The following is a 2,323-nucleotide window of genomic DNA, read 5'->3' as shown; positions in this document are numbered from 1 at the left end:
TAGTGAACCGAAAAAATGTTCTCCACAAAGTCTTGACTGACTCGTTGTCAAGTGCTTTCCTTGACAACGTTTCCTCATTCCACTATCCTAACAAGCAGCTGAAGAAGGTGGGTATTTTTCACACTGTCTACTTGACAGGGATATGTTCAATACCAAGAGGGCTTTTTTTGATCAAGTCCCCGGAAAAGCTCCTAACGGGAATGCTCCTTCCTAAGAAGCTGCTCATAGTCTTCCGGTGTATCAATATCACTTGGGAATGGTTTATCGATTCTAGCAAAACAGATCTTATTCGAGAACATTTTTAAAACAGATCTCGCGCCTTCATCGCCTGTTACATTGAAAAGATGTGGAAACATCGAGCAATCAAACAGAACAGGATGCCCTCTTTTCGATTGATAGCTTGCTTGGACAATGAGGGGGCCGCCATTCGATTCATAACATTCAATTACCGCATCTATATCATCTGATGAGACAAGCGGCTGATCACCAAGCAACACAACAGCAGCATCAGCCGTTAAAGGCAGATTCATCAACCCTGCTTTTAACGATGTTGACATTCCTTGTCCCGCCTGTTCATTCAAAACGAGTTTGCTCACGCACGACCTAGAAACTTCATTTCTAAGCTCGGCAACCTCGGGATTGACTACGACAACCACACCGCTTAAACGCGACTCCATACTTTCATCAATCACATGCCGGATAATAGGTTTACCTTTGTACGGAAGAAGCAGCTTTGGTTTTCCCATGCGCTTTGAAAAACCTGAAGCTAAGATAATTCCCCATATGTTCTTTCTCATCTTAATAGACTGGCACCTCCTTCATACAGAATGCGCCATAGATGCCAGTTGCGACAGTTTTCTTCCAGTTCCTCCTCTATATACCATCATGATTTCAGCCAAAATACTGAGTGCGATTTCTTCTGGCGTTTTCGCTCCGATATCCAGTCCAATCGGACTATGGATGCGATAGACATTTTCATTGGATAGGAGTGTGTTGCTTGTCGCAATCAATCTATCCGTTCTTTTTCTCGGTCCTAATAGTCCGATGTAGGCCGCATTTGAATTTAAAATAGATTCTAAAATTTCCCTATCATGCAAGAAGTTGTGTGTCATAATGACAACATATGAGTTTTCATGAAGGGAAACGTTTGGTACGCTACCAGCAGGATAGACATGAATGAAATCGGCTTCTGGAAAATTTTCCTCATTGCAATAAGATGGGCGATAATCAAGCACAGTAACTAGCCACTTCAAATTTTTCGCCATCTTGACAAGTGGAATGGCATCAGGACCCGCGCCGAAAACGATAAGATGAGGCGGTGGACTTATTGATTCATAATACACGTACAAATCTTGCTCGCCACCTAAATAAACCATTTCATTTTTCAAATCCTTTTTTCTCATCATATAATCGACGGCAATCTCCCGAACAGAGATAGGTATGTCGCTATTATCGAAAGCACTATCAATGACCCACATTTTCCCTTGCAGCGATTCGTCTTTCGCTTTCACAATCGTGACAGTGTGTAACGTTTTTTGGAGAGAGTCCGAAAAGTACCGATCAATAATAGCTGCCTTTTCAGGTTGTTTGGCAGGAAGATACGGCTGTAAAAAAATATTCATTTTTCCGTTGCAACCAACCCCAAGACCCCAAACGATGTCATCGTCTCCGTAAAAATCATAATGGATGATGGTCGGTTTTCCAGTCTCAAGAACCTTCATGGCGTGTTCAATAATATCTGATTCCACGCATCCGCCACTTAAAAGCCCAGTGAGCTTCCGGTCTTCTGAAATAAAACATTTTGCTCCTGCTTTTTGATAAGTAGATCCTTCTGTCGAAATAATCGTTCCAAGTACACCTGAAAGCCCTTCCTTTTTACAACGTTCCAATTCTTTTTTTATAGCAATCACGACTTCACCCCCTTTTCCTGAAAATAGAATTGCTCCCGATATTCACTTGGCGTTTTTCCCACAATTTTTTTGAAAGTGGTCGCAAAGTAACCAGGATTAGAAAATCCCGTATTATGAGCTATGACTTCAATCGGCAGACTGGAAAATCTAAGTAAACTTTTCGCTTTCTGCACTCTAACAAACGACAAATATTCCACAAATGTCATACCGACTTCTTCTTTAAATAATCGACTGAAATAAGATGGGCTTAAATATACCTGATCTGCTACCTCTTTTAGCGTAAGAGGGTATCCATAGTTCATCTGAATAAACTGAATAGCGCTTTCAATAGGGTTTTTTAAGTCTGAAGAAAAATTTCTATTCCCATTGATATATAAGTTGAATTAAAGATTTACAACTGAACACACAAACGA

3 protein-coding genes are annotated in these 2,323 nt (G+C 40.8%); all 3 read right to left on the bottom strand.

Going from position 1 to position 2,323, the window contains the following annotated elements; all coding sequences use genetic code 11:
* Nucleotides 1–191 precede the first annotated feature (191 nt).
* From ETR37_RS17950 to ETR37_RS17940, 3 genes are read right to left on the bottom strand one after another with little or no spacing between them, the layout of a single operon-like run.
* On the bottom strand, nucleotides 192–797 hold the full coding sequence (locus ETR37_RS17950) for a nucleotidyltransferase family protein (RefSeq protein WP_015375186.1): 606 nt from the start codon (nucleotides 795–797) through the stop codon (nucleotides 192–194).
* Between the two features lie 21 nt (nucleotides 798–818).
* Nucleotides 819–1,910 (bottom strand): XdhC family protein, encoded by a 1,092-nt coding sequence (locus ETR37_RS17945; protein ID WP_129447623.1) that lies wholly within the window; start codon nucleotides 1,908–1,910, stop codon nucleotides 819–821.
* Entirely contained in the window at nucleotides 1,907–2,212 is a 306-nt protein-coding gene (locus ETR37_RS17940) for a helix-turn-helix domain-containing protein (protein WP_240673924.1), read from the bottom strand. The genes ETR37_RS17945 and ETR37_RS17940 overlap by 4 nt, the downstream gene beginning before the upstream one ends.
* Between the last annotated feature and the right edge of the window lie 111 nt (nucleotides 2,213–2,323).

The sequence above is a fragment of the Geobacillus sp. PK12 genome (genome assembly GCF_004123125.1).
GTDB classification, from domain to species: domain Bacteria; phylum Bacillota; class Bacilli; order Bacillales; family Anoxybacillaceae; genus Geobacillus; species Geobacillus zalihae.
The sequence above is the reverse complement of the archived record's forward strand: the minus strand, read 5'-3'. Positions and strand labels throughout refer to the sequence as shown.

Coding starts and splice junctions, on each gene's coding strand:
- ETR37_RS17950 (WP_015375186.1), bottom strand. CDS start 797: ATGAGAAAGAACATATGGGGAATTATCTTAGCTTCAGGTTTTTCAAAG.
- ETR37_RS17940 (WP_240673924.1), bottom strand. CDS start 2,212: ATGAACTATGGATACCCTCTTACGCTAAAAGAGGTAGCAGATCAGGTA.